General features: G+C 68.2%; 12 protein-coding genes. 4 read left to right on the top strand and 8 right to left on the bottom strand.

What is annotated here, in order from left to right; translation table 11 throughout:
• Positions 1 to 32: 32 nt before the first annotated feature.
• The gene (locus AC56LG_RS16135) at positions 33 to 2,708 is read right to left on the bottom strand and encodes a bifunctional diguanylate cyclase/phosphodiesterase (RefSeq protein ID WP_497167081.1); all 2,676 of its coding nucleotides are present in this window, start codon (positions 2,706 to 2,708) and stop codon (positions 33 to 35) included.
• A 113-nt stretch (positions 2,709 to 2,821) separates the two neighbouring features.
• The gene (locus AC56LG_RS16130) at positions 2,822 to 3,559 is read right to left on the bottom strand and encodes an SDR family NAD(P)-dependent oxidoreductase (protein ID WP_497167080.1); all 738 of its coding nucleotides are present in this window, start codon (positions 3,557 to 3,559) and stop codon (positions 2,822 to 2,824) included.
• Between the two features lie 285 nt (positions 3,560 to 3,844).
• On the opposite strand from AC56LG_RS16130, the gene AC56LG_RS16125 reads away from it, so the two are divergent.
• Positions 3,845 to 5,965 (top strand): putative bifunctional diguanylate cyclase/phosphodiesterase, encoded by a 2,121-nt coding sequence (locus AC56LG_RS16125; protein ID WP_497167079.1) that lies wholly within the window; start codon positions 3,845 to 3,847, stop codon positions 5,963 to 5,965.
• A gap of 33 nt (positions 5,966 to 5,998) precedes the next feature.
• Here AC56LG_RS16125 and AC56LG_RS16120 read toward each other — a convergent pair whose 3' ends face one another.
• The 4 genes from AC56LG_RS16120 to AC56LG_RS16105 form a co-directional block, all read right to left on the bottom strand.
• The gene (locus tag AC56LG_RS16120; protein ID WP_497167078.1) at positions 5,999 to 7,393 is read right to left on the bottom strand and encodes an MFS transporter; all 1,395 of its coding nucleotides are present in this window, start codon (positions 7,391 to 7,393) and stop codon (positions 5,999 to 6,001) included.
• A 358-nt stretch (positions 7,394 to 7,751) separates the two neighbouring features.
• Positions 7,752 to 8,690, bottom strand: a complete 939-nt coding sequence (gene lhpI, locus AC56LG_RS16115; protein ID WP_497167077.1) for a bifunctional Delta(1)-pyrroline-2-carboxylate/Delta(1)-piperideine-2-carboxylate reductase — start codon at positions 8,688 to 8,690, stop codon at positions 7,752 to 7,754.
• Between the two features lie 39 nt (positions 8,691 to 8,729).
• Positions 8,730 to 9,842 carry an MBL fold metallo-hydrolase gene (locus AC56LG_RS16110; protein WP_497167076.1) on the bottom strand — a complete coding sequence of 371 codons (1,113 nt, stop codon included), beginning with the start codon at positions 9,840 to 9,842 and terminating at the stop codon, positions 8,730 to 8,732.
• A gap of 84 nt (positions 9,843 to 9,926) precedes the next feature.
• Entirely contained in the window at positions 9,927 to 10,904 is a 978-nt protein-coding gene (locus AC56LG_RS16105; protein ID WP_497167075.1) for an SDR family NAD(P)-dependent oxidoreductase, read from the bottom strand.
• A 160-nt stretch (positions 10,905 to 11,064) separates the two neighbouring features.
• Here AC56LG_RS16105 and AC56LG_RS16100 point away from each other — a divergent pair, with 160 nt between their 5' ends.
• Entirely contained in the window at positions 11,065 to 11,679 is a 615-nt protein-coding gene (locus tag AC56LG_RS16100; protein WP_497167074.1) for a flavin reductase family protein, read from the top strand.
• A gap of 6 nt (positions 11,680 to 11,685) precedes the next feature.
• On the opposite strand, the gene AC56LG_RS16095 is transcribed toward AC56LG_RS16100, so the two are convergent.
• Positions 11,686 to 15,420 (bottom strand): TonB-dependent receptor plug domain-containing protein, encoded by a 3,735-nt coding sequence (locus tag AC56LG_RS16095; protein ID WP_497167073.1) that lies wholly within the window; start codon positions 15,418 to 15,420, stop codon positions 11,686 to 11,688.
• A 510-nt stretch (positions 15,421 to 15,930) separates the two neighbouring features.
• Here AC56LG_RS16095 and AC56LG_RS16090 point away from each other — a divergent pair.
• Positions 15,931 to 18,360, top strand: coding sequence for a glycoside hydrolase family 95 protein (locus AC56LG_RS16090; protein ID WP_497167072.1), 2,430 nt, complete (start codon positions 15,931 to 15,933; stop codon positions 18,358 to 18,360).
• Positions 18,361 to 18,432: 72 nt separating this feature from the next.
• Here the strand turns inward: AC56LG_RS16090 and pelA are convergent, their stop codons facing one another.
• On the bottom strand, positions 18,433 to 19,620 hold the full coding sequence (gene pelA, locus AC56LG_RS16085) for a pectate lyase (RefSeq protein WP_497167071.1): 1,188 nt from the start codon (positions 19,618 to 19,620) through the stop codon (positions 18,433 to 18,435).
• Positions 19,621 to 19,871: 251 nt separating this feature from the next.
• Here pelA and AC56LG_RS16080 point away from each other — a divergent pair, with 251 nt between their 5' ends.
• Positions 19,872 to 21,659, top strand: a complete 1,788-nt coding sequence (locus AC56LG_RS16080) for a glycoside hydrolase family 28 protein (protein WP_497167070.1) — start codon at positions 19,872 to 19,874, stop codon at positions 21,657 to 21,659.
• Positions 21,660 to 21,668: the final 9 nt, after the last annotated feature.

Below are 21,668 nucleotides of genomic sequence, written 5' to 3'. Positions count from 1 at the left end.
TGGACTTTGTCAATGGGCGAGCAACCAGGCATTCAGGCAAATACGCGTAGCCGGTCGGCAAGGAAACGGCCCGCGATGTCCTCGGCAGGCAGCGGCCGCGCGATATGGAAGCCCTGCACTTCGTCGCAGCCGAGTTCCTGCAGGATGCGCAGCTGCGCCGCAGTTTCCACGCCTTCGGCCACGACCGTCATGCGCAGCGCGTGCGCCATCGAGACGATCGCCTGGAAAAACACCCGGCCCTCGCCCTGCTCCAGTTCGTTGGTAAAGGCGCGGTCGACCTTCAGCACGTCCATCTTCAGCGTGCGCAGCTGCGACAGGGACGAGTAGCCGGTGCCGAAGTCGTCCAGGTGCAGCTTGATGCCGAGCGCGCGCAACCCGGCCAGTTCCGCCGCGACGTCGGCCTGCTCGCCCATCATGGCGGACTCGGTGATCTCCACTTCCACCAGCGCGGCCGGCAAAGCGTGGCGCCGCAGCCCCGCCTCGAACTGGCGCACCACGGCGCCGCGCCCGAACTGTTTCGGCGAGACGTTGATCGATACCGGCACCGGGTCCATGCCGCTTGCGCGCCAGGCGGCCAGCTGGGCGCAGGCCTTGTCGATCACGAGCGCGCCGATCGGCAGGATCAATCCGCTCGACTCGGCCAGCGGGATGAAGTCGCCGGGCGGGACCATGCCGGACTCGGGATGGCGCCAGCGCAGCAGCGCTTCCATGCTCAGCAGCGCGCCGGAGACCGGATCGACCCGCGGCTGGTAGTGCAGCAGGAACTGGTCGGCCTCGATTGCGCGCGCCAGTTGCCCCTTCAGAAAAGCGCGCCGCGCGGTCTGCCCCGACAGGAACTGGTCGAAGAAGCGATATTGTCCCTTGCCTTCGTCCTTGGCGGCATACATCGCGATGTCGGCATTGCGGATCAGGGTGCCGGCGTCGTGGCCATCGCGGGGGAACAGGCTGATGCCGACCGAAGCGCCGATGGCCGCCTGCACGCCGCCATCGAGCGTGAACGGCGCAGCGAAGGCGGCCACGATGCGCTCGGCCACGGCCGCGATGTGGTCCTCGCCAATGGGCGCATCGTCGGTTGCCGGACGCAGCAGTACGACGAATTCGTCGCCGCCGAAGCGCACCACCTGGTCGGTGGGCCGCAGCAGGGTGCCGAGCCGGCGCGCCGCCGCGACCAGCAGCTGGTCGCCGACGGCGTGGCCATGCGAATCGTTGACCCCCTTGAATTCGTCCAGGTCGATGAACAGCAAGGCCAGGCCATTGCCTTCCGGCGGCGCGCCGCCCAGCAGCGCCGGCATGCAATTGAGCAGCCAGCTGCGGTTGCGTAAACCGGTCAGCACGTCTTCGTTGGCAAGCCGCTCGAGGTCGGTCTCGTGCCGCTTGCGTTCGCTAATGTCCTGCAAGGTGATGGCCAGGCCGTCGCCGACGCGCACCAGCCGCCGCCGGCCCCAGGCGATCGTCAGCCGGTCGTCTTGCGGCATGCGCCGGTCTTCCTCGTAAAAGCCGTTGGCCATCGCCTGCCGGTAGGTGGCAATCAGCTCGGCGCCGGCGATGCCACGGTCGATGCCCGACAAGGTGCGTCCGACCAGGTCGGCGCGGCGCATGCCGTAGAAGGCGGCGCCGCGCTCGTTGCAATCGATGATCCTGAAGTCGACGATCTGGCCCTTGCGGTCGCGCAGCGGCGCGGCCATGTAGAAACCGTCGTTGGCGCTTTCGGTCGCGGTGCGGTAGGCCAAACGGACCGCTTCGTGCTCGCGTTCGCGCGCGGCCGCGCGCAGCGACAGCACGCTGGCCAGGCCGGAGAGCAGCAGCAGGCAGAGGCTGGCAGCCAGGGCGCGGTCGCGGCCGGCTTCCCAGTGGCGTTGCGCCGCCGCATTGCCTTCGCGCCGGGACAGCGCGGCGATGGCCACCACCGGATATACCGGCGAATCGCGCCAGCCCAGTGCGCGCGCGACGCCGTCGCGGAAGGCCGCGGCCCCGACCAGCCGCGGTCCACCGTCCAAAATGCCGATCGCGGGAATGTTCAACACCCGCCCGTTCGCCAAGCGCGCAGCCCCACCCTGCTCGATCCAGAACTTGCCGCCGTTGCCGGCCAGGGCCAGCAGCCCGTCGCGGCCGAGTGTCGACGCGCCCACGAAAGAGGTGAAATAGCTGCCGGCCACCGCCATGACGACGATGCCGTCGAATTCGTCGTCGGCGCGATCGAGCCGGCGCGTGAACAGCACCGGCTGGCGATCGCTCCCGAACCCGGCAGGCGCCAGGTCGACGCGCAGCGCGGTGGAATTGTTGTTCTTGTGCTGGAGGAAAAAAGCGGTGTCGGCAACCGTCGGCGGCACGGCGGCGCCCCTGGACGAGGAGCGCACGGCGCCGTCCGCGCCGATGATGCTGACCGAGACGAATGCATGATCGGTGAACATGCCGTCGGCACGCATGTCCTCGATCAGGGACGGCCTGCGCGAATGTTCCCAGCCATACTTGAGCTGCATGGTGATCTGGTCCATCTGCGCGATCGAGCGCGTCACGTACTGCTCGTATGCCTGCGCAAAGGTATCGGCTTCCTTCAGCACGAGTGCTTCGGCGCGCTCGGCTTCGGCCCGGGCGCGCGCCACCGTGACGCTCCACAGGACGGCACAGCACAGCACGGCCAGGATCGGCCACAGGACGGCAAGAAAGCGGTTGGTACGGGATAGCGAAGAGGAAACTGGTGTCGTCATGTACATCACGCGCCGGGGCAGGCGCAAGGTTGGCGGGCCGGGCGAGACCGCAGCTTACAGGCGGAATATGACCCCACCATGACGTACAGACCCATGGAGGATGTGCACGCTCGCTACAGCCGGCATAGCCGCCCCCCATCCACCAGCAGCGAGGTCCCCTGCACGAACGCCGCCTCGCTCGACGCCAGGAACGCGATCGCCGCCGCCACGTCGGCCGGCTTGCCGACCTCGTGCGCATCCAGGCGCTCCGCCCCCGACTTCACCTGCGGGTTGTTCCACAACATCGGCGTATCGATGGCGCCGGGCAGGATGGCATTGACGCGGATGCCCCTGGGCGTTCCCTCGATTGCCGCCGAACGGGTCAGCGACAGCAAGGCGGCCTTGGCGGCGGCATACGGCGCCACGTTCGGCTCGGTTTCCAGCGCATGGACGCTCGACACGTTGACGATGGCGCCGCCGGCTTCCATGTGCAGGAAAGCCTGCTTGATAAAGAAGAAGGCTCCGAGCAGGTCGACCTGCAACACCTTTACCCAGTCGGCGCCGGTCAGTTCCTCGATGGGCTTGAATACCATCAGCCCGGCATTGTTGACGACCACGTCGAGCCGGCCGAAGCGCGCCATCACCTGGCCGACGGCGGCGGCGACCTCCCCTTCGGCGCCGACGTCGCACACGACTTCCAGGGATTGCCCCGGCCCATGCCCGCATAACGCCGCCGTTGCCGCAGGCAAGGCGAGCGCATCGTGGTCGACCAGCGCCACGCTGGCGCCCTCGTCGGCAAAACGCAGGGCCGCCGCCAGGCCGATGCCGCTGGCGGCGCCGGTGACGAGCACGACTTTTCCGGAATAACGCATCGCCCCTCCCTGCGCAGACCAGGACCACTATACCGGCAAACCGCGAGAGATTCGCCAAACGTATGTCGGCCATTCCGAATGGAAATTGGACAGGCGTGTCGCAGCGCAGCATACTGCACCTGTCTCCTCCAACTCTCCTCAGAAAAGAATTGGATTCAGCCCGCCCGCAACGGCGGGCTTTTTTTTGCCCGCCGTCCGCGCGGGTTCCAAAACCGGTGTGCGCGAGCGCTCCCGAACCTGCTAGTATGCGCAGATCGCTTGCCATCATGCGCCGCACCGACCGCCATGCAACCCGTTCCCTCCGCGGACCTGCCAGGCTACCGCGATCCACTGTACGACCACTTGCCGGCGGGTGTCGTGGTGCACGCCGCCGATGGCCGCATCCTTTCCAGCAACCGCATGGCCCAGGAACTGCTGGGCCGCAGCGAAGCCGAGCTGCTCGGCGCCGATCCCGTCACCGGCTCCTGGACCGTGCTGCGCGACGACGGTTCGGCGATGCCTGCCGATGAGTTCCCGTCGAGCGTGGTGCTGCGCACCGGGCGCAAATTGTCCGGTCTGGTCGCCGGCATCGTCGGCCCCGGTCCGATCAGCTGGCTCCTGTGCAACGCCTATCCCGAATTCGACGACAGCGGCTGCGTGCGCCAGGTCGTGGTCTGCTTCACCGACTGCACCGACCTGAAAAACACCCGCGATTCCCTGCAGGCGTCGGAACAGCGCCTGCGGCTGGTGCTCAAGGGCTCCACCGATGCTCCCTGGGACTGGGACCTGGTCACGGACGCCGTCTACTATTCGCAGCGCTGGTGGAACATGCTCGGCTACCCGAGCGGCGACGGGCTCGACGACGCCGGCGCCTGGCGCCGCCTGCTCCACCCGGACGACGCCGTCATGATCGCCGCTTACCTGGCGGACCTGTTGCCGGGCACGCGCGATGGCTTCAACCTCGAATTCCGGCTGCGCCACCGCGACGGCCACTACGTGCCGGTGCTGGCGCGCGGCTACGTGCTGCGCGACGAGGACGGCAAGGCCGTGCGCATCTCGGGCGTGAACACCGACCTCACCGAACGCAAGCGCACGGAGCGGCAGATCCATGAACTGGCCTATTTCGACCACCTGACCGGCTTGCCCAACCGGCGCTTCCTCATCGGCGAACTCGATCACGTGCTGGCGCGCGGCCGCCGTTCGCGCCAGTTCGGCGCCCTGCTCTACCTCGACCTCGACAATTTCAAGCTGCTCAACGACACGATGGGCCACGACCTGGGCGACATGCTGCTGGAACAGGCCGCCGCGCGGCTGCAGGGCACGGTGCGCCACAGCGACCAGCTGGCCCGGCTCGGCGGCGACGAATTCGTGGTGGTGCTGGAAAGCCTGGGCACGACGCAGCAGGGTGCGGCGACCGAGGCCGACCGCGTCGCCGGCAAGATCCTGGCGGCCCTGGGCCAGCCCTACCAGCTCGGCACGCTGCTGTTCAAGAGCAGCGCCAGCATCGGCATCACCCTGTTCGACAGCGCATGCACCGGCATCGAGACCCTGCTCAAGCAGTCCGACCTGGCCATGTACCGGGCCAAGGCCGATGGCGGCAACACTGTGCGCTTCTTCGACCCCGGCATGCAGGATGCGGCCGACCGCCGCGCCGCGTTCGACGCCGCCATGCGCAACGGTCTTTCGCTGGGCCAGTTCCGCCTGTTCTGCCAGCCGCAGTTCGACGTGCATGGAAAGCTGGTCGGCGCCGAGGCACTGGTGCGCTGGCAGCGCGCCGACGACGACCTGGTCGGCCCCGACCATTTCATCGGCTTCGCCGAAGAGTCGGGCCTGATCCTGCCGCTGGGCGAACACGTGCTGCACGAAAGCTGCCGGGCGCTGGCGAACTGGCAGTGCGACCCGGTGCTCGCCTGCGTCAAGCTGGCCGTCAACGTCAGCGTGCACCAGATGCGCGACGCCGGCTTTCCGGCCGCCCTCGCCGGCATCCTGCGCGGTACCGGCGCGCCGGCCGAGCGGCTGTGCCTGGAGATGACGGAAAGCGTCTTCGCCGAGAACATGCAGGAGATCACCCTGCGCATGCACGAGATCCGCGCGCACGGCGTCTGCTTTTCGCTCGACGATTTCGGCACCGGCTACTCCTCGCTGGCCTACCTCAGGCGCTTTCCGCTGACGGCGCTGAAGATCGACCGCTCCTTCGTACACGACATTGGCAGCAACCACGGCGCGGGTTCGATCGTCGAGGCCATCATCGCACTGGCGCGCAAGTTCGAGCTCGAGATCGTGGCCGAGGGCGTCGAAGACGAGACCCAGCGCCGCTTCCTGGCGCGGCGCGGCTGTTCCTCGATGCAGGGCTTCCTGCTGGGCCGGCCGCTGCCGCTGGCCGAGTTCGAGCACAAGTACAGCGCCGCCTGGGGCAGCCACCCCTGACGGACCGCCTTCATTCAAATCAACGATGGAAGGTCAGCCGGTCTCGCCTGGCCGGCGCAGCCGCAGCAGCGCCGCCGGCAAGCCGATCGCGGCCGCCGCCGCGGCAATGCCGAGCGCGGTACCGGCGCCGCGCGTGCCGTGCAGGTCGAGCATGACGGTGGCGATCGCGGCGCCCGCCGTCATGCCGACCATGCGCGACATCGTCATCAGGCCGCCGGCCGCGCCGCTGCGTTCGCGCGGCGCCGAGGTCAGCATCAAGCGGTTGTTCGGGGTCTGGAACAGGCCGAAGCCGATCCCGCACAAGGCCACGCGCCAGACGATGTCGAGGTCGGACGGAGAGGCCGGCAGCAGCGCCAGCAGCACCAGTCCGAGGCTGAGCAGCGCCAGGCCGGCCGCGCCGACAATCTCCGGGTTGAAACGGTCGGACAGCTTGCCGGACAAGGGCGCGACCACCACGATCACCAGCGGCCAGGGCGTCATCAGGAGGCCGGTCGCGGCGGCACTGCGCCCCATCTCCGACACCAGCAGGAAGGGCAGCGCCAGCAGGGCCATGGTTTGCGCCGTGTAGGAAGTAATCGAGGTGCCCACCGACAGGCGCAGCACCGGGATGCGCAGCAGATCGAGCGGCAGCAGCGGCGCCTCCCGGCTGCGTTGGTGGCGCACCAGCACCACGGCGCTGAGGCATCCCAGGGCCAGCATGACGATCGCCGCGCCGCGCGCGTCGGCGTCGCCCAATTCGCTGCCGCCGACGACGAACAGGGTCAGCGTCACGGCGTTGAGCACGGCGCCACCCAGGTCGAAGCTGCGCGCGCTGCGCGTGCTTTGCGGCAGAATACGCGCGGCCAGCACGATCGCCAGCAGGCCGATCGGCAGGTTGATCCCGAACAGCCAGCGCCAGCTGCCCAGCGACAGGATGCCGGCGGCGACGCTGGGGCCGATGGCGGCGGACACGGCCACCGTCAGCGCCAGGTAACCGATCCCGGCGCCGACCAGTGTCGGCGGGTACACCGCGCGCAGCAGCGCCGGCACGATGGTCGAGACGCAAGCCGCGCCCAGCCCCTGCACAATGCGCGCGGCGACCAGGGTTTCCAGCGACGGCGCCCAGGCGCACAGCAGCGAGGCCAGCGTGAAGACGACCAGGCCGGCCATGAACACGCGCTTGTAGCCCAGCTTCTCGCCCAGCGAAGCCAGCGGCAGCACCGCGATCACCATCGCCAGCTGGTAGGCGTTGACGATCCAGATCGCCTGTGCCGCCTGCGCATCCAGGTCGCCGGCGATGGCCGGCAGGGCCACGTTGGCGATCGACACGCCGAGGTTGCCGGCAAAGGTGCCCAGCAGGATCGCCAGGGTGGCCCAGCGCCGTGCCGGCATGGACAGCCCTTCGGCCGGGGCTTGCGGTATTGGTTCCGCTCTCGAAGTGTTCGACACGCGTGTTGTTCCTGTCCTCAATCAGCTCGCGCGATGCGAGCACTACCCATCGATCATAATACGGATCGAAAGGACGGGTTGGACGGAACGAGGGAGCGAGAAAGACTGCTCAGACCCGTAGAGGTTGTGGGCGGCTCCACCTCTTCAATCTGCGGGCCGAAGACACTTGCGCCGCCCACGCGTTCAACCAGCCGGTGATTCGTCGCGACGTTTCAAAGTGTGGTTGAACGCGTGGGCGGCATTCAGGCCGCGGTCAATCACGCGCCCAGGTATGGCCGCCCGGTGAACCCGTCATCAAGGCCACTGGCCTTGACGACCCCATACGGGTCTGTGCATCGGTCTCGAAAGGGAGCGCGGCTTAACTGACCAGCGCCAGACGCCGCAGTGCCACCCGCGCGGCTGCCAGATCCCACGCCGCGGTGCCGACACTCTTGAACACCCTTGGCCGCGCCAGGTCGACCGGCCCGCGCAGCAGCGCGCCCAGAGGAACCACGCGCGACCAGTCGACGCCGGCGCGCAGCAGGTCGCCGGCTTCGTGGCGGGCGCCGGCAGGATCGTCGGCGTGGATGTCGCTGCCGCCCAGGGTCAGCGCGCCCAGTTCCGCCATCGCCGGCTTGAAGGCGCCGACGCCAACCACCAGCCGTCCGGCGCGCGGTGCTTCGTCGTAGACCGGGTCGGTGCTGGTCGTCAGCGTCACCACCACGTCCATGCCGGGGGCCGTGGCCTCGCGCGGGCGCAGGCGATCGTGCAGCGGTTGGTTGGCCTCGCAAAAGCGCATGGCAGATTCCATCGTCCGGCCTTGCACCCAGACCTGCGCCTGGGGATACAGCGCCTGGAAGGCCTGCACGTGATAGCGCGCCTGCGTGCCGGTGCCGATGACCAGGATATGCGCCGGCGCACGCGCCAGCAGATGGCGCATCGCCAGCAGGGTCACGGCAGCGGTGCGGCGGCCGGTCACTTCCGGGCCGTCGAGCACGCACCTGACCTGGCCGGTGGCGGCATCGCAGACGGTGACGGCGCCGTGGATGGTCGGCAGGCCATGGCGCGCATTGTCGGGGTGGACGTTGACCAGCTTGTGGATGGCGATGTCCTGCGCCGCCGCGGGCATGCTGAGCATGACCGCACCCCCGCCCAGCGGCAGCACCAGGCGCTCGGGGCTGAGGATGGCGCCGGCCTCGAGTTCCGTTGCGGCCGTGCCGACCGCGTCGACCAGGTCGGCGAAATCGAGCAGCGCGGCGGTGCGTGCGCGGTCGTGGACGACGATGTCCGCGCCATCGCTGGCATGACGCGCTGTCATGACTGAATTACGGTTGTCCATGCGTCCTCCACTAAACGCTTATTCGAGCCCTCGCCACCACTGCGTAAACTGCTGCCGTCGATCGCCCAGCACTACCGGCTCGCCGATCCGCGGCGTCACCAGCCGGTAAGGCTTGCCCTTGCTCGCCGCAACCGCGCGCTCGAACGGCTCGTCCCAGGCATGGCGCGCCAGGGTGAAGCGACCGGCATGGCCGCTCAGGAGTGCTTCCGCGCCCAGGATCTCGGCCGCGCGAGATGCTTCTTCCGGCGTCATGTGGATGTCGGCCCACTTGGCGTTGTACTGGCCGCCGTCCATCGCGACGAAATCGAAGCGTTCGAAGCGCTTGCCGATGGCGGCGAAATGCGGGCCGAAACCGGTGTCGCCGCTGAAGTACAGGCGCCGCCCGGCCGTCTCGAGCGCATAGCTGGCCCACAGGCTCTGGTTGCGCTGCATGAAGCGGCCCGAGTAATGCTGGGCCGGCAGCACGTGTACCCGCAGGCCGGGATCGAGCTCGACGCTGCCGTGCCAGCTCATTTCGCGAATCTTCTCCGGGCCGTAGCCCCAATGCCGCAGGTGGGCGCCATTCCCGAGCCCGGCGATGACCAGCCGCGTCTTCGGTTCGAGCGCCCGCATCGTCTTGTAGTCGAGATGGTCGTAGTGGTCGTGGGTGATCAGGACGGCGTCGATCTCGGGCAGGTCGTCGATCGCGAAAGGGCTGGTGCCTTCGTAGGCGCGCACCATCCATGGCAGGGGCGCGGCGTAGCCGCTGAAGACCGGATCAATCAGCAGGCGCTTGCCGCCCACCTGCACGAAGTACGACGAGTGCCCGAGCCAGACCACGATGTCCTGCTCGCGCGGCAGCGCGGCCAGGTCCGTTTTGACGGCGGGCAGCGCCACATCCGGCGCCGTACGCGGGTCGCGTGGCTCGAAGCGCCCGCGCAGCATGCGCCACGCCATGCCGATCCCACCAGGGCGTGGCGGCGAGGCGACCTCGTTGCGGAAGGCGCCGTCGCGGTACTGCGGCGCGTTTTGCAGCCGTCCGGGTTCGGGCAGTTGGCCGAGCGAAGGCACGACGTAGGCGCAGGCAGTGATGCCAAGGACGCAGGCCAGCGCCAGGCTCGATAACAGGACGCGTCTTAAATTCGGTTTCAAATCAGCTCCACGGTGAAAACAGCAGGCGTATCCTACACGGTCCCTGCCGTTTTCTGCGCCGGAGCGCGTCCGGGCTGAACGTCGTCAATCCTTCAAGCCCGATCCGGGCTCGGCATCGGCCGCGTGCAGGTCGGCCTTGAGCGTGTCCGGCATCAGGTTGTTGACGACATTGCCGATCAGTTTACTGCTCGTCATGCCGGCCACGACCCGGTCCTTGCAGGCTTTCAGGGCCTCGTAGCCTTCGTGCGCGACCTTGCTCGGCGCCGCCTTTTCGCCCAGGCCGAGCTTGTTGGTATCCATGCCGGCGCGGTGCCAGAACGGCGTGTCGACCTGGCCAGGCAGCAGCAGGGTGATGGTCACGCCGCTGTCCTTGACTTCGGATTTCACCGCTTCGGCAAACGAAATCAGGAAGGCTTTGGTGGCGCCATACACCGACTCGTAGGGCGTCGGCATGGTGCCCGAAATCGACGCCGTGTACAGCAGCTTGCCGGCGCCCTGCGCCACCATGTCGGGCAGCAGGCGCTTGGTCAGGTGCACCTGCGAGACGGCATTCAGCCCGATCATGTTCAGTTCCGCATAGGCGATATAGGCGAAGCCGTCCCAGCGCGGCCGCGCGCAGGGCGGCACGTGCTTTTCGGGATCGGCCGGCAGCCTCCCATTGTCGCCGACCATCGCGCGGTACGGCGGCGGGAAGGACGAGGACGGGCCGGAGGCGATGCGGTGTACGTGGTCGTAGCGCAGCACGTCCGCCGACGAGCTGCCCGGTTCGCCGCAGGCGAACTTCGGCCCATGCACCTTGCGCCAGTATTCGTCCCAGTGCTCGAATGCGAGGTTCGGATTGCCCTCCAGCGCCAGCGCGTGCGGGCGCCGGTTCGGCAAATGCACTTCGTGGCCGTGCCGGCTCTTCGAAGCACCGGCATCCTGCGGACGCTCGCCGCGCGCCGTGTCGTCCACGCGGCTCACAAAAGTAGGCGTCACGATCAGCGGCCTGGTACCCGCGGCCGTGGCCGCACCGAGCGGCGGACGGTGCTGGTTGTCGGTACGGTCGAAGTCGCTTGCCATGGCGGTGCTCCCGGGTGGATGGAACCCGGACGATACGTGCCCGCGCGATGCCTCCGTTCGGTACTTCACCGAGTACGGCTACCGGCGCCGGCCGGCCCCGGCCGCCAATCCTGCTATCCTGAGCGTTTCTCCAGCGCCTGCAACCGCTTGCTACCGCCCCATGTCGATCCACTTCTACGAACCGCGCAACGGCCACGGCCTGCCCCACGATCCTTTCAACGCCATCGTCGGACCGCGCCCGATCGGCTGGATCTCCTCGTGCAGCGCCGCCGGGGCGCTGAACCTGGCGCCCTACAGTTTTTTCAACGCTTTCAACTACGTGCCGCCGATCGTCGGCTTTGCCAGCATCGGCGCCAAGGACACGCTGCGCAACGTGCAGGAGACGGGGGAATTCGTGTGGAACCTGGCGACCCGGCCGCTGGCCGAAGCGATGAACCAGACCTGCGCGGCCGTGGCGCCGGAGGTCGATGAATTCGCCCTCGCCGGCTTGACGACGGCGCCGTCACGGTTGATCGGGACGCCGCGCGTGGCCGAAAGCCCGGTCGCCTTCGAGTGCAAGGTGACCCAGGTGGTCCAGCTGCAGCGCACGAACGGCGACAGCGTCGAGACCTGGCTGGTGCTGGGCGAGGTGATGGGCGTCCACATCGCCGCCGCGTCGCTGAAAGACGGCATCTACGACACCGCCGGCGCCGGCCATATCCTGCGCGCAGGCGGGCCGGCCGATTACTTCACGGTGGGGCCGGAACAGCTGTTCCGCATGTTCCGGCCGCGCTGATCCCCCTTACATCGTGCGCAAGTTCATGCCCACCATGATGCGGCGTCCCGAATAGGCATAGTCCAGGATGTTGGGCGTGCCGTCGGCGAAGGGCGCGAAGCTGCCCTGGCTGTTGGTCGTGGTGGCGTTGCCCAGGTTGCGGCCCTCGACGAAGACTTCCAGGTTCGGCATCAGCTTGTAGGCCAGCTTGGCGTCGATGAAGCGGGTGGTGTCGCGGAAGTTCGGCGAGCCCGGGTTGTAGGGGAAGCGCGTCAGCTGCACGCCCACGGCCGGGTAGTTCTGGATCGCCCCCTGCTGGGTGCAGCCGGCGATGCAGCTGAACGACGAAGCGACCGCCTGCACCGCCACCCGTCCCGACAGGCGTCCGTCGTCGTACCACAGCGCGAGGTTGTACGAATACTTCGACTCGCGCTGCGGCGGCAGCGGCACCCCGGTCAGCAGGTCGACCGCGTTCTGGGTCGTCATCACCGAACGCAGCTTGGTCGCATTTGCGTCGAAGCCGGTAAAGCGCAGGCGCCATGGCAGGAAGGTGAAGGCGGTCTTGGCGCCCAGTTCCAGGCCCTTGCGGGTGGTGGCGGCGCCGTTCACCCACATCGAGTAGTCGAACGGCAGCGCGCCCAGGTCGACCCCGGTGGCCGGATCGATCAGGCTCGAACCGGCGAACAGCGGGAGGTTGTTCACGCCCTGGCTGACGCCCGGCCCGATCTTGCCGCGCTGCTTGAACACGGCCGCCGTCAGCATGGTGTCGCGGTTCGGGTAGTACTCGACGCTGAGGTTCTGGTTGAAGTTCTTCTGCGCCTGCAGGGCCGGATTGCCGAGCGTGCCCGAGCAGCGCTGCGCGCCCGGCTGGTCGCCGTCCGCGGTGCGCTCGTCGTAGGTGCAGGTACCCGACGGCAGCAGGTTCGCCACCGGCGGGCGCGCCACCGTCTTGGCGCCGCTGTAGCGCAGCACCAGCTGGTCGGGCATCAGCCAGGCGGCCAGGTTCAGGCTTGGCAAAAAGTCGTGGGCCCTGGCGTTGACGGCGGTGTTCTGCACGAAGGTGTTGGTCACCGTGCCGCCCACCGCGTTTGGAACAGCCGGATCAAAGTCGGCGGTCTTGGCGATCGAGACCAGCGTCATCAGGCCGCTGCCGCTGACCCGGGTACGCACGTAGCGCACGCCGGCATTGCCGTCGATGGTCAGGCCGAAGGGCAGCGCGCGGCTGGTGAACGGGAAGCGGTCGACCGAAAAATCGCCCATCAGGTAGAACGCATCGGAGCGCTCGCGCAATTCCTGCTTCGGCTGGGCGTACAGCTTGCCGTCGTTGCCGACGCACTCCTTGACGCAGTCGTAATTGGTATTGCGTGCGTTGACGAGTTCGAACAGCTTGTCGACGTCGAGCTGGGTCCAGTTCTCCAGCAGTCCGTCGGGACGGCCCTTGGCGCCGTTGAAGAAGCGGGTCGCGGTGGCCTGCCCGCTCAGCCCTGCCGCGATCAGGTTTTGCCACTGCTGGGCGTTGAGCGTGACGGTGCCGTTGTTGGCCAGGCGCGGATCGGGACTGATCACATAGCCGTATTCGCAGGCCTTGCCGCCCGGCCCGAGGGAACCCGGGGTGTTCTCGCAACCCTGCACCAGGGTGCGCGCGATCGGGGTCGGAATGATGATCGGCGCCTGGTAGCCGGGCTGGCCAAAGGTGCCCACCGCCGCCTGGCGGATGATGCCGGCGCTGTTGCCGTCGCCCGGATTCCAGTTGTCCAGGCCGTTCTTGCGCAGGTTGAAACCGGCTTTCACGCGCGACAGGAAGGGCACCGCTTCGGGCATCGCGTAGCTCAGATCGAGCTTGGCGGTCTGCTCGAAGGTTTCGCGGATCTGCGGGTTCCAGAATGCCTCGGTACGCGGGGTGCCGGGCGTGAGCAGGGGCTGCTGGGCGATCGTATAGGCCGGAATCGCGCGCGTGTTGAGCGGTCCCGCCGCCACCGCGTTGCTGTTCGAGGCCGCCGGGAACAGCCGTGCGTACTGCGCCGGATCGGCCTGGTCGAAGCTCGACCCCGGGAACGAGTAGCCCCACAGGCCGTTCGGCAGCACCTCCATCGTGGCCGGGCCGTAGAAGTTGCTGAAGCTGATGCGGCGCTGGGCGCGGCGGAAATCGGAACGGGCATCGGCGACGAAGAAGTCGGCGTTGAAGCCGTCGCGCTTGAAGGTGCCGCCCAGCTGCAGGTATTTCGCGCTCACCTGGCCGCGGTCGCGCAGCTGGTCGGTGGTGGCCGCGCCGTCGCTGATCGTGTACCTGGTCAGGTGGTGGTTGTCGTCGACCACCACCGAGGCCGGATCGATGTTGATCGCCGTGCCCGGGTACGGGTAGCCGCTGTTGCGCACCGTCGGCGTGTCGTAGGTGTAGTAGCCGGAACCGGGCACCGCCTCGCGCACGCCCCGCGCGTTGTTGTCGACGAAGGCGCGGCCGACGTAACCCGGGCTGATGACGATGCCCGGGTTGGTGGTGATGTTCCCCAGCGCGTAGGTCAGCTGGTGCATGTCGACCCGGCGCCGGTTGTAGCTGCCCTTGGCGAACACCTTGAAGTCATTGGTGATCTTGAAGTCGGCGCGCAGGTCGAGGTTCTGGCGCTTGTCGAGCTCGCGCTTGACGAAGTAGCGTGGTCCGGACGGCGTGTAGTCGTTCCACTGGTTCAGGCAGGTGGTCAGTTCGTTGCCGCGTTGGGTGTAGGCGTTGGCGCGGCCGCCCGAGTCCATCGCATTGACCTGGGCGGGCGTGAGCGCCGGGAAGGCGGCGTAGCAGTCGGCCTTGGTCCGGGCGGCGGCGGAACGGGTCAGCATCTCCAGCGGGGTGGCGAAGTTGAAGGTGCCGCCGGCGCTCAAGGGCGTTTGCAGCAGCGGCGTGTTCACGCTCGAATCGCCCATGTTCAGCGTGCCGGGCATGAAGGTGAAGGTCTTCTCCGGCGAATGGTCGAAATCGGCGGTGCGGTAATAACCCTGCAGCGCCGAGAACGCGGTCTGCACCGAGTGCGACTCGTTGCTGAGCGTGGTGCTCGACGCGTTCAGGATCAAACCGAGGCGGCCGTCGAGGAACTTGTCGGCCAGGATCAGGTTGGTGTCGGGCTTCCACTTCTTGTCGAGCGAACCCTGCGAGGCGCCGACACGCAGCGAGGCATAGGGCTTCTTGAAATCGAGGCCGGTACGGGTCTTGATGATGATGCCGCCGCCGAGCGAGCCTTCGGTCATGTCGGCGGTCGAACCCTTGACCACGTCCACGGACTTGATCAGGTCGGCCGACAGCTGGCGGAACTCGCTGGCGCGGCCGCTGGCGCCGCTGGTGGCGCCCATGTCGGCGCCGCCGGCCGACTGCACGCCCTGGCCGTCGAGTTCGACGCGGGTCAGGTCGGCGGAGTTGCCGCGCACCGCCACGCTGACGCCTTCGCCGTATTCGCCGCGGTCGAGCGCAACGCCGGACATGCGCGAAATCGCCTCGCCGATGTTCCGGTCCGGCAGCGAGCCGACGTCTTCGGCCACGATCGAATCCATCGCGGTGGCGGCATTCTTCTTGCGGTCGATGCCCGATTGCTGCGACGCGCGCGTGGCTACCACCTTCACGGTCTGCATCGCGGATTCCTCCGCCGAGGCTTCCTTGCCGGCGGCCGGGCTCTCCTGCGCCAGCGCCATGTTGGTTGCCACCAGCGATGCCAGCGCAAGCGCGACCGCATAACTCAAACGATTGGGCCGCAATGGGGCCCCCGCCATATCTCGCATGTCCGTCTCCAATTTTTTTGAATGCTGTTTTCGTCGAATTGGCGCGCGCCGCAGGGGCGCACGCAATCGTGGTTTTTTCATTTACCTTGCACGGATGCCGCCGCTTGCGCAGTCGCATCCGCTTCGCCCGCTGCTGGGATAGGACGTGAATCGAGACAGGCGGGCCAGCCTCGGAACCGATTGTGCGTGCTTGTACTGTCGCGCTGCAATTACGAAAATAACCAAGCCGCACCCCGATTTTTCACAAGGGTGCGCGGCCCGCCACAATCGAAAAAAACGCACGCCGCCTTGGCGGATTTCGCAATTGCGGCGCGGTTCGGATCGACGCAAAATGCCCGCAGAATTCCCGCAGAGCCCTTCCAGGAGACCCATGTCGAACCCTGTCCCATCACGTTGGCCAGCAGGCCTTTCCATGCTCGCGTCCCTGGTCGGCGCAGCGCTGCTGCCGGCGCAGAGCGCTGCGGCCGCCGAGCGCATCATCGTGGTCGCCGCCGACGGCTGGCGGCCGCAATGAGCGGCATGACACGCCGCAGCCTGATGCTCGGCATGGGCGCATTGGCAGCGCTTTCGATGCTCCCTGCCCGCGCCGCCGGCCGCCGCGCCGCAGCCCGCACTGGCAACCTGCTGTGGTACCGCCAGGGCGCCGCGCGCTGGGAAGAAGCCCTGCCGCTGGGGAATGGCCGGCTCGGCGCGATGGTGTTCGGCGGCGTGGCGCAGGAACGCCTGCAGCTGAACGAAGACACGCTCTGGGCCGGCGCGCCCTACACGCCCGACAATCCGGATGCGCTGGCCGCCCTGCCGCGTGCGCGCGCCCTGCTCGCGCAAGGCAAGTACGCCGAAGCCACCACGCTGGCCAACGCCGACATGATGGCCAAGCCGGTGCGCCAGATGTCCTACGGCACCCTGGGCGACCTGCTGCTGACGATGGATGGCGCGCAGGCGCCCGCCGAGTACGAACGTTCGCTCGACCTGGCAAGCGCGATCACGCAGACGCGCTACCGCACGCCGCTGGGCGCCTTCCGGCGCGAATGCTTCGTCTCCGCGCCCGACCAGGTGGTCGTCCTGCACCTGCGGGCGCCGCCGGGTCAACTCGGGTTCGAACTGGCCTGGCGCGCGCCGCGCAAGGTCAAGTACGCGGCCTCGAACGACCCTGGCCTGGCCACCGACCTGGCGACAGCCGGACCGCCCGACTGGCTGCGGCGCGAGGAAGCCGGCATCATTCCCGCCGATGCGCAGGTCGTGGCCGACGGACCGGACGCGCTCCTGATCACCGGCCGCAACGAAGCCATGCACGGCATCGAGGCCGGCCTGCGCTACGCGTTGCGCGTGCAGGTGGTCGGTGCCGGGCGCCTCGCCATCGTGGACGGCCGCCTGCGCCTGCAAGGATCGAGTACTGCGACGCTGCTGATCGCCGCGTCGACAAGCTACGTCAATTACCGCGACGTCAGCGGCGATCCGGTGGCGATCGTGCGCGCGCAGACGGCGCGCGCCGCCGCCAAATCCTATGCGGCGCTGAAGCGCGACCACGTGCGCGAGCATGCGCGCCTGTTCTCGACCATGTCGGTCGACCTGGGCAGCACGGCCGCCGCGGCGCTGCCGACCGACGAGCGCATCGCCGCCGTCGGCAAGCTGGCCGACCCGGCGCTCGATGCGCTCTACCTGCAATACGGGCGCTACCTGCTGATCGCCTCGTCGCGGCGCGGCAGCCAGCCGGCCAACCTGCAAGGCATCTGGAACGAGAGCACCAATCCGCCCTGGGGCGGCAAGTACACCATCAACATCAACACGCAAATGAACTACTGGCCGGCCGATGCGGCCGGGCTGGGCGAGTGCGTGGAGCCGCTGCTGCGCATGGTCGAGGAACTGGCGCAGACCGGCGCGCTCACCGCGCGCACGATGTACGGCGCGCGCGGCTGGGTGGCCCACCACAACACCGACCTGTGGCGCGCAGCCGCGCCGATCGACGGCGCCAGATACGGCATGTGGCCCTGCGGCGGGGCCTGGCTGTGCAACACCCTGTGGGACCACTACGACTACAGCCGCGATGAGGCCACCCTGCGCCGCCTGTATCCGCTGCTGCGCGGCGCCGCCCTGTTCTTCCTCGGCACCCTGGTCGAGGACCCGCAGGGACGCGGCCTGGTCACCTCGCCCTCGCTGTCACCGGAAAACAGCCACGGCTTCGGCTCTTCGCTGGCCGCCGGGCCGGCCATGGACCGCCAGATCGTGCGCGACCTGTTCGCCCACACCGTGACGGCGGGCCGCCTGCTGGGGCAGGACCCTGTGCTCTTGGAGCAGGTCACCGCCACGCGGGCGCGGCTGGCGCCGGACCGGATCGGCGCCGGCGGCCAGTTGCAGGAATGGCTGGAAGACTGGGACGCGGGCGCGCCCGACCCGCATCATCGCCACGTCTCGCACCTGTATGCGGTCTATCCGAGCAGCCAGGCGAACCTGCGCGACACGCCGGATCTGGTGCGCGCGGCGCGCACCGCGCTGGTACGGCGCGGCGACTTCGCCACCGGCTGGGGCACCGCCTGGCGCCTGTGCCTGTGGGCGCGCATGGGCGACGGCGAGCATGCGTATTCGGTGCTCAAGGGACTCACGGGACCGATGCGCACCTACCCGAACATGTTCGACGCCCACCCGCCGTTCCAGATCGACGGCAACTTCGGCGGCGCGGCCGGCATCATGGAGATGCTGCTGCAGTCGTGGGGCGGCGAAGTGCTGCTGCTGCCGGCGCTGCCGGCGGCTTGGGGTACGGGCAGCGTCAAGGGTATCCGCGCACGGGGGGCGCTGAGCCTCGACCTGGAGTGGCGCGACGGCCGGCTGGCGCGCGTGCGGATCGAGGGCAAGCCGGGGACCAGCATTCGGTTACGTTACCGGGGCAAGCTATCGGTTGTTACCCTGAATGGCATTGGGCAGTTTGCAGTCAACAGTCTGTAGGGTGGGCTCTCGAGCCCACGCGGTGCGCGATATGAGTATCGAAACGCAGAGCGCGGCCCGGAGGCAACGAAATCAATAGCCGACCTGCTCCGCATACGCCAGCAACGGCGTGCCATACGACCCGCCCCACTGGTAGGTGTAGCGGCTTTCCGCCCCGATCTTCATGATGTCGTACTGCTTGCCGACGCCCGGGGGATTATCGGTCGGCAGGCGGCCGCTGAAGAAGCCGGTGTCGGTGGCGAGGTCGTAGAAGCGGTACCAGGTCGTGGTGCCGGGGCTGGGCACGAAAGGCGAGATGCCGGCTGCGCGTGTCATGCGCGGGTCGAACGCGGTGTCCTTCAGCTGCACCGCGCTGCGGCGGTACCAGGCCAGGGCGGCCTTCACCGCCGCGGCCACCTGCGGCGTTTGCGGACGCGTCATCAGGAACTCGACGATGCGCGCCGATTCCGCGCCGCTCTTGGACGGCAGTTCGTAGGACCGCCCCGTGACCGGCGCATAGGTCACCGCGTCGTGCTGGGCGCACCAGACGGTCTTGACGCCGTCCTGCACGATCTGCGCCTTGAGGATGAAGTCGACCGCGCGCTCGAGCGCACCATCGAGGCGCGCGCGCTGCGCGTCGGTGAACACATCGCCGCCCAGCGGCGCCTCCTCGCGTGCGGCCTGGTCGAGCAGCAGCAAGGCGCGCACCATGGCGTCGTCGTTGAAGGTGACGTGGTTCGAATAACTCTTCGGTCCGCGCGACGGATACACCTGCGGAAAGCCGCCCGAGGGGTGCTGCATGTTCAGCACGAAGTCCAGCGCCTTGCGCGCGCTGTCGCGGTAAGCGGTCTTGCCGCTGCGCGCGTACACGTCGGCCAGCACCAGGATCTCGGTGACCGTCGCATTGTTGTCGATGGTGCCCAGTTCGACGCCGTTGCCGAACCAGCCCGAACGTGGCGCGCTGCCGTTCCATGGCGCCGCGTACCAGGCGGTGAGTTTATAGAAGCCGCCGTGCGGCATCTGCCACGAGACGATGTTGTCGGCCAGCGCGGTGTCGGCGGCGAGCGCCGCGGCGCGGTCGGCATGCCTGCCGAGCAGGCGCTTGTAGCCGGCCAGTTCGCCATTGATCGGATTGCCGGCTTGCTGCAAGAGCGGCGCGGACGCTGACGCTGGCATCACTACCGCGGTCCGCTGTTCGACAGCAGCCGCGCACGCGTCCGCGCCATGGTGTCCACCGAATGCCACGGCCAGCACGGCCGCCATCCAGGTCTTCTTCGACATTCTTGCCTCCTCGTTGTTTGCAGGCGATCGTAGCGAGGCCCGTTGCCGAAGTAAAGCACCTGGCGCGCCGCTGGTGGTTTTCGCACACGCGCGTGGTGATTCTCGAAATACGGCCAGGCGTTCGTCAATACGTACATCCCGCCGCTACGCGAAAACGGATCGCCGCTTGGCGATTTTCGCAATTGCCCGGCGCCGCCATCGCATGCAGAATCTTCCCACTTCGAACCCGGCTGTTTTTTCGCAGAGGCTGCATGAGCACAATCATCGATCACCGGCGCCGCGCCGTGCTGCGCGGCGTCTCCGCCGCCGGCGTCCTGTTGACCGGCACCGGATGCGCCCTGCCGGCGGCGCCGGTTGCGGCCGCCGATCCGTGGCAGCGCGCCACCCGGATCAAGGCGCGCTTCGCGACGCCGCTGGCGTTTCGCGACGAGGATTTCGTCATCACCGCTTACGGCGCGCAGCCGTGCCGGGTGGTCGCGCGCGACACGGCCCGCATGACGCCCGCACCCGCCTCGCACGACTGCTACCCGGCGCTGCGCGATGCGATTGCCGCCTGCCACCGCGCCGGCGGCGGGCGCGTGCTGATCCCGGCCGGCAGCTGGTATTGCGCCGGACCGATGGTGCTGCTGTCGAACGTGCACGTGCACCTGGCCGCCGGCGCCCAGCTGTATTTCAGCCCGAATCCGGCGCATTTCGCGCTGTATGGCGACGTCGACTGCGGCGCGTACGGCAAACTGGTGCAGTCGCGCTGGCAAGGCAACGACGTCCTGAATTTTTCGCCGATGGTGTATGCGCGCAACCAGTCCAACATCGCCCTCACCGGCGCCGACTGGACCAGCATCCTGAACGGCCAGGGCAGCGTGCCCTACGAAGCGGGCGGGCGCTGCTGGCACGACTGGGCCGGCAAGAGCAAGCGGCCGGGCCCGAGCGCCGGCGCGATCAACCCGGCCAACCCCGTCTCGCTGACGGCCGTGGCGCCGCACCTGTCGGCGGCCGAGCGTGCGCTGATCGAAGGCGACGACGCCACCTGGCGCGCCGACCACCGCTACCCGCCGACGCTGTCGGAAGCGGGCGTGCCGCTCGCGCAGCGCGTGTTCGGCATCGGCCACACGCTGCGCCCGTGCATGGTCCAGTTCATCGGCTGCACCGACGTGCTGATGCAGGGCTACCAGCTCAACGATGCGCCGTTCTGGCAGCACAATCCGTTCGACTGCCGCAACGTCCACATCAGCCGCGTCAACATGGATAGTCTCGGCCCGAACAGCGACGGCTTCGACCCCGAGTGCTGCGACACCGTGCTGGTCGAAGGCTGCACCTTCAACACCGGCGACGACTGCATCGCGATCAAGGCCGGCAAGGCGCGCGATACCGGCAAGGGGCCGACCCGCAACGTGCTGATCGAGCACTGCGTCATGAACAGTGGCCATGGCGGCATCACCCTCGGCAGCGAGATGGCGGCCGGGATCGAGCACGTGTATGCGCAGCACATCGAGTTCCGCAACAGCCACTGGGCCACCGATCCGCTCAGCACCGCGATCCGCCTGAAAACCAACATGAACCGCGGCGGCTTCCTGCGCCATTTTTACGTGCGCGACGTGTCGATCCCGAACGGCGTGCAGACCCGCCCCGGCTTCTACAAACCGCTGCCCGGCTCGCCGGTGGCGCCGAATACGCTGTCGGCCGGCGGCGGCGCCGTCATCACCTTCGACTGCGACTATGCGGTGAAACACGACAGCGTGCGCACGCGTCCACCCGCGGTGTCCGACGTGCACATCACGCGGCTGCGGGTCGGGAACGTAAAGACGCCGGAAGGCGAATTCTCGTGCTACCAGGCGCTGGTGCTGCTCGGGCCCGTCGCCTCGAGTTTTAACGGCACCGCCGGCACGCCGATCCTGCCGATCGTCGACATCACCCTCACCGACTGCGACTTCGGCACGCCGCGCAGCGCCATGCCCTGGGCCGTCCACAATGCGCAGCGTGTGACATTGACGCGCGTGCGTGCCGGCGGCAAGCTCGTTACGACCACATTGGCCGCTTGATCCTGCGGC

This window comes from Telluria sp. ZB2R32 (assembly GCF_059685715.1).
Note: the sequence above shows the minus strand (reverse complement) of the source record. Positions and strands in the feature narration are given on the sequence as shown.

What these genes read in the sequence shown, in the direction of transcription:
- AC56LG_RS16135 (WP_497167081.1), bottom strand. Translation starts at nt 2,708, where the DNA reads ATGACGACACCAGTTTCCTCTTCGCTATCCCGTACCAACCGCTTTCTT.
- AC56LG_RS16105 (WP_497167075.1), bottom strand. Translation starts at nt 10,904, where the DNA reads ATGGCAAGCGACTTCGACCGTACCGACAACCAGCACCGTCCGCCGCTC.
- AC56LG_RS16100 (WP_497167074.1), top strand. Translation starts at nt 11,065, where the DNA reads ATGTCGATCCACTTCTACGAACCGCGCAACGGCCACGGCCTGCCCCAC.
- AC56LG_RS16080 (WP_497167070.1), top strand. Translation starts at nt 19,872, where the DNA reads ATGAGCACAATCATCGATCACCGGCGCCGCGCCGTGCTGCGCGGCGTC.
- lhpI (WP_497167077.1), bottom strand. Translation starts at nt 8,690, where the DNA reads ATGACAGCGCGTCATGCCAGCGATGGCGCGGACATCGTCGTCCACGAC.
- AC56LG_RS16125 (WP_497167079.1), top strand. Translation starts at nt 3,845, where the DNA reads ATGCAACCCGTTCCCTCCGCGGACCTGCCAGGCTACCGCGATCCACTG.
- AC56LG_RS16095 (WP_497167073.1), bottom strand. Translation starts at nt 15,420, where the DNA reads ATGCGAGATATGGCGGGGGCCCCATTGCGGCCCAATCGTTTGAGTTAT.
- AC56LG_RS16130 (WP_497167080.1), bottom strand. Translation starts at nt 3,559, where the DNA reads ATGCGTTATTCCGGAAAAGTCGTGCTCGTCACCGGCGCCGCCAGCGGC.
- AC56LG_RS16090 (WP_497167072.1), top strand. Translation starts at nt 15,931, where the DNA reads ATGAGCGGCATGACACGCCGCAGCCTGATGCTCGGCATGGGCGCATTG.
- pelA (WP_497167071.1), bottom strand. Translation starts at nt 19,620, where the DNA reads ATGTCGAAGAAGACCTGGATGGCGGCCGTGCTGGCCGTGGCATTCGGT.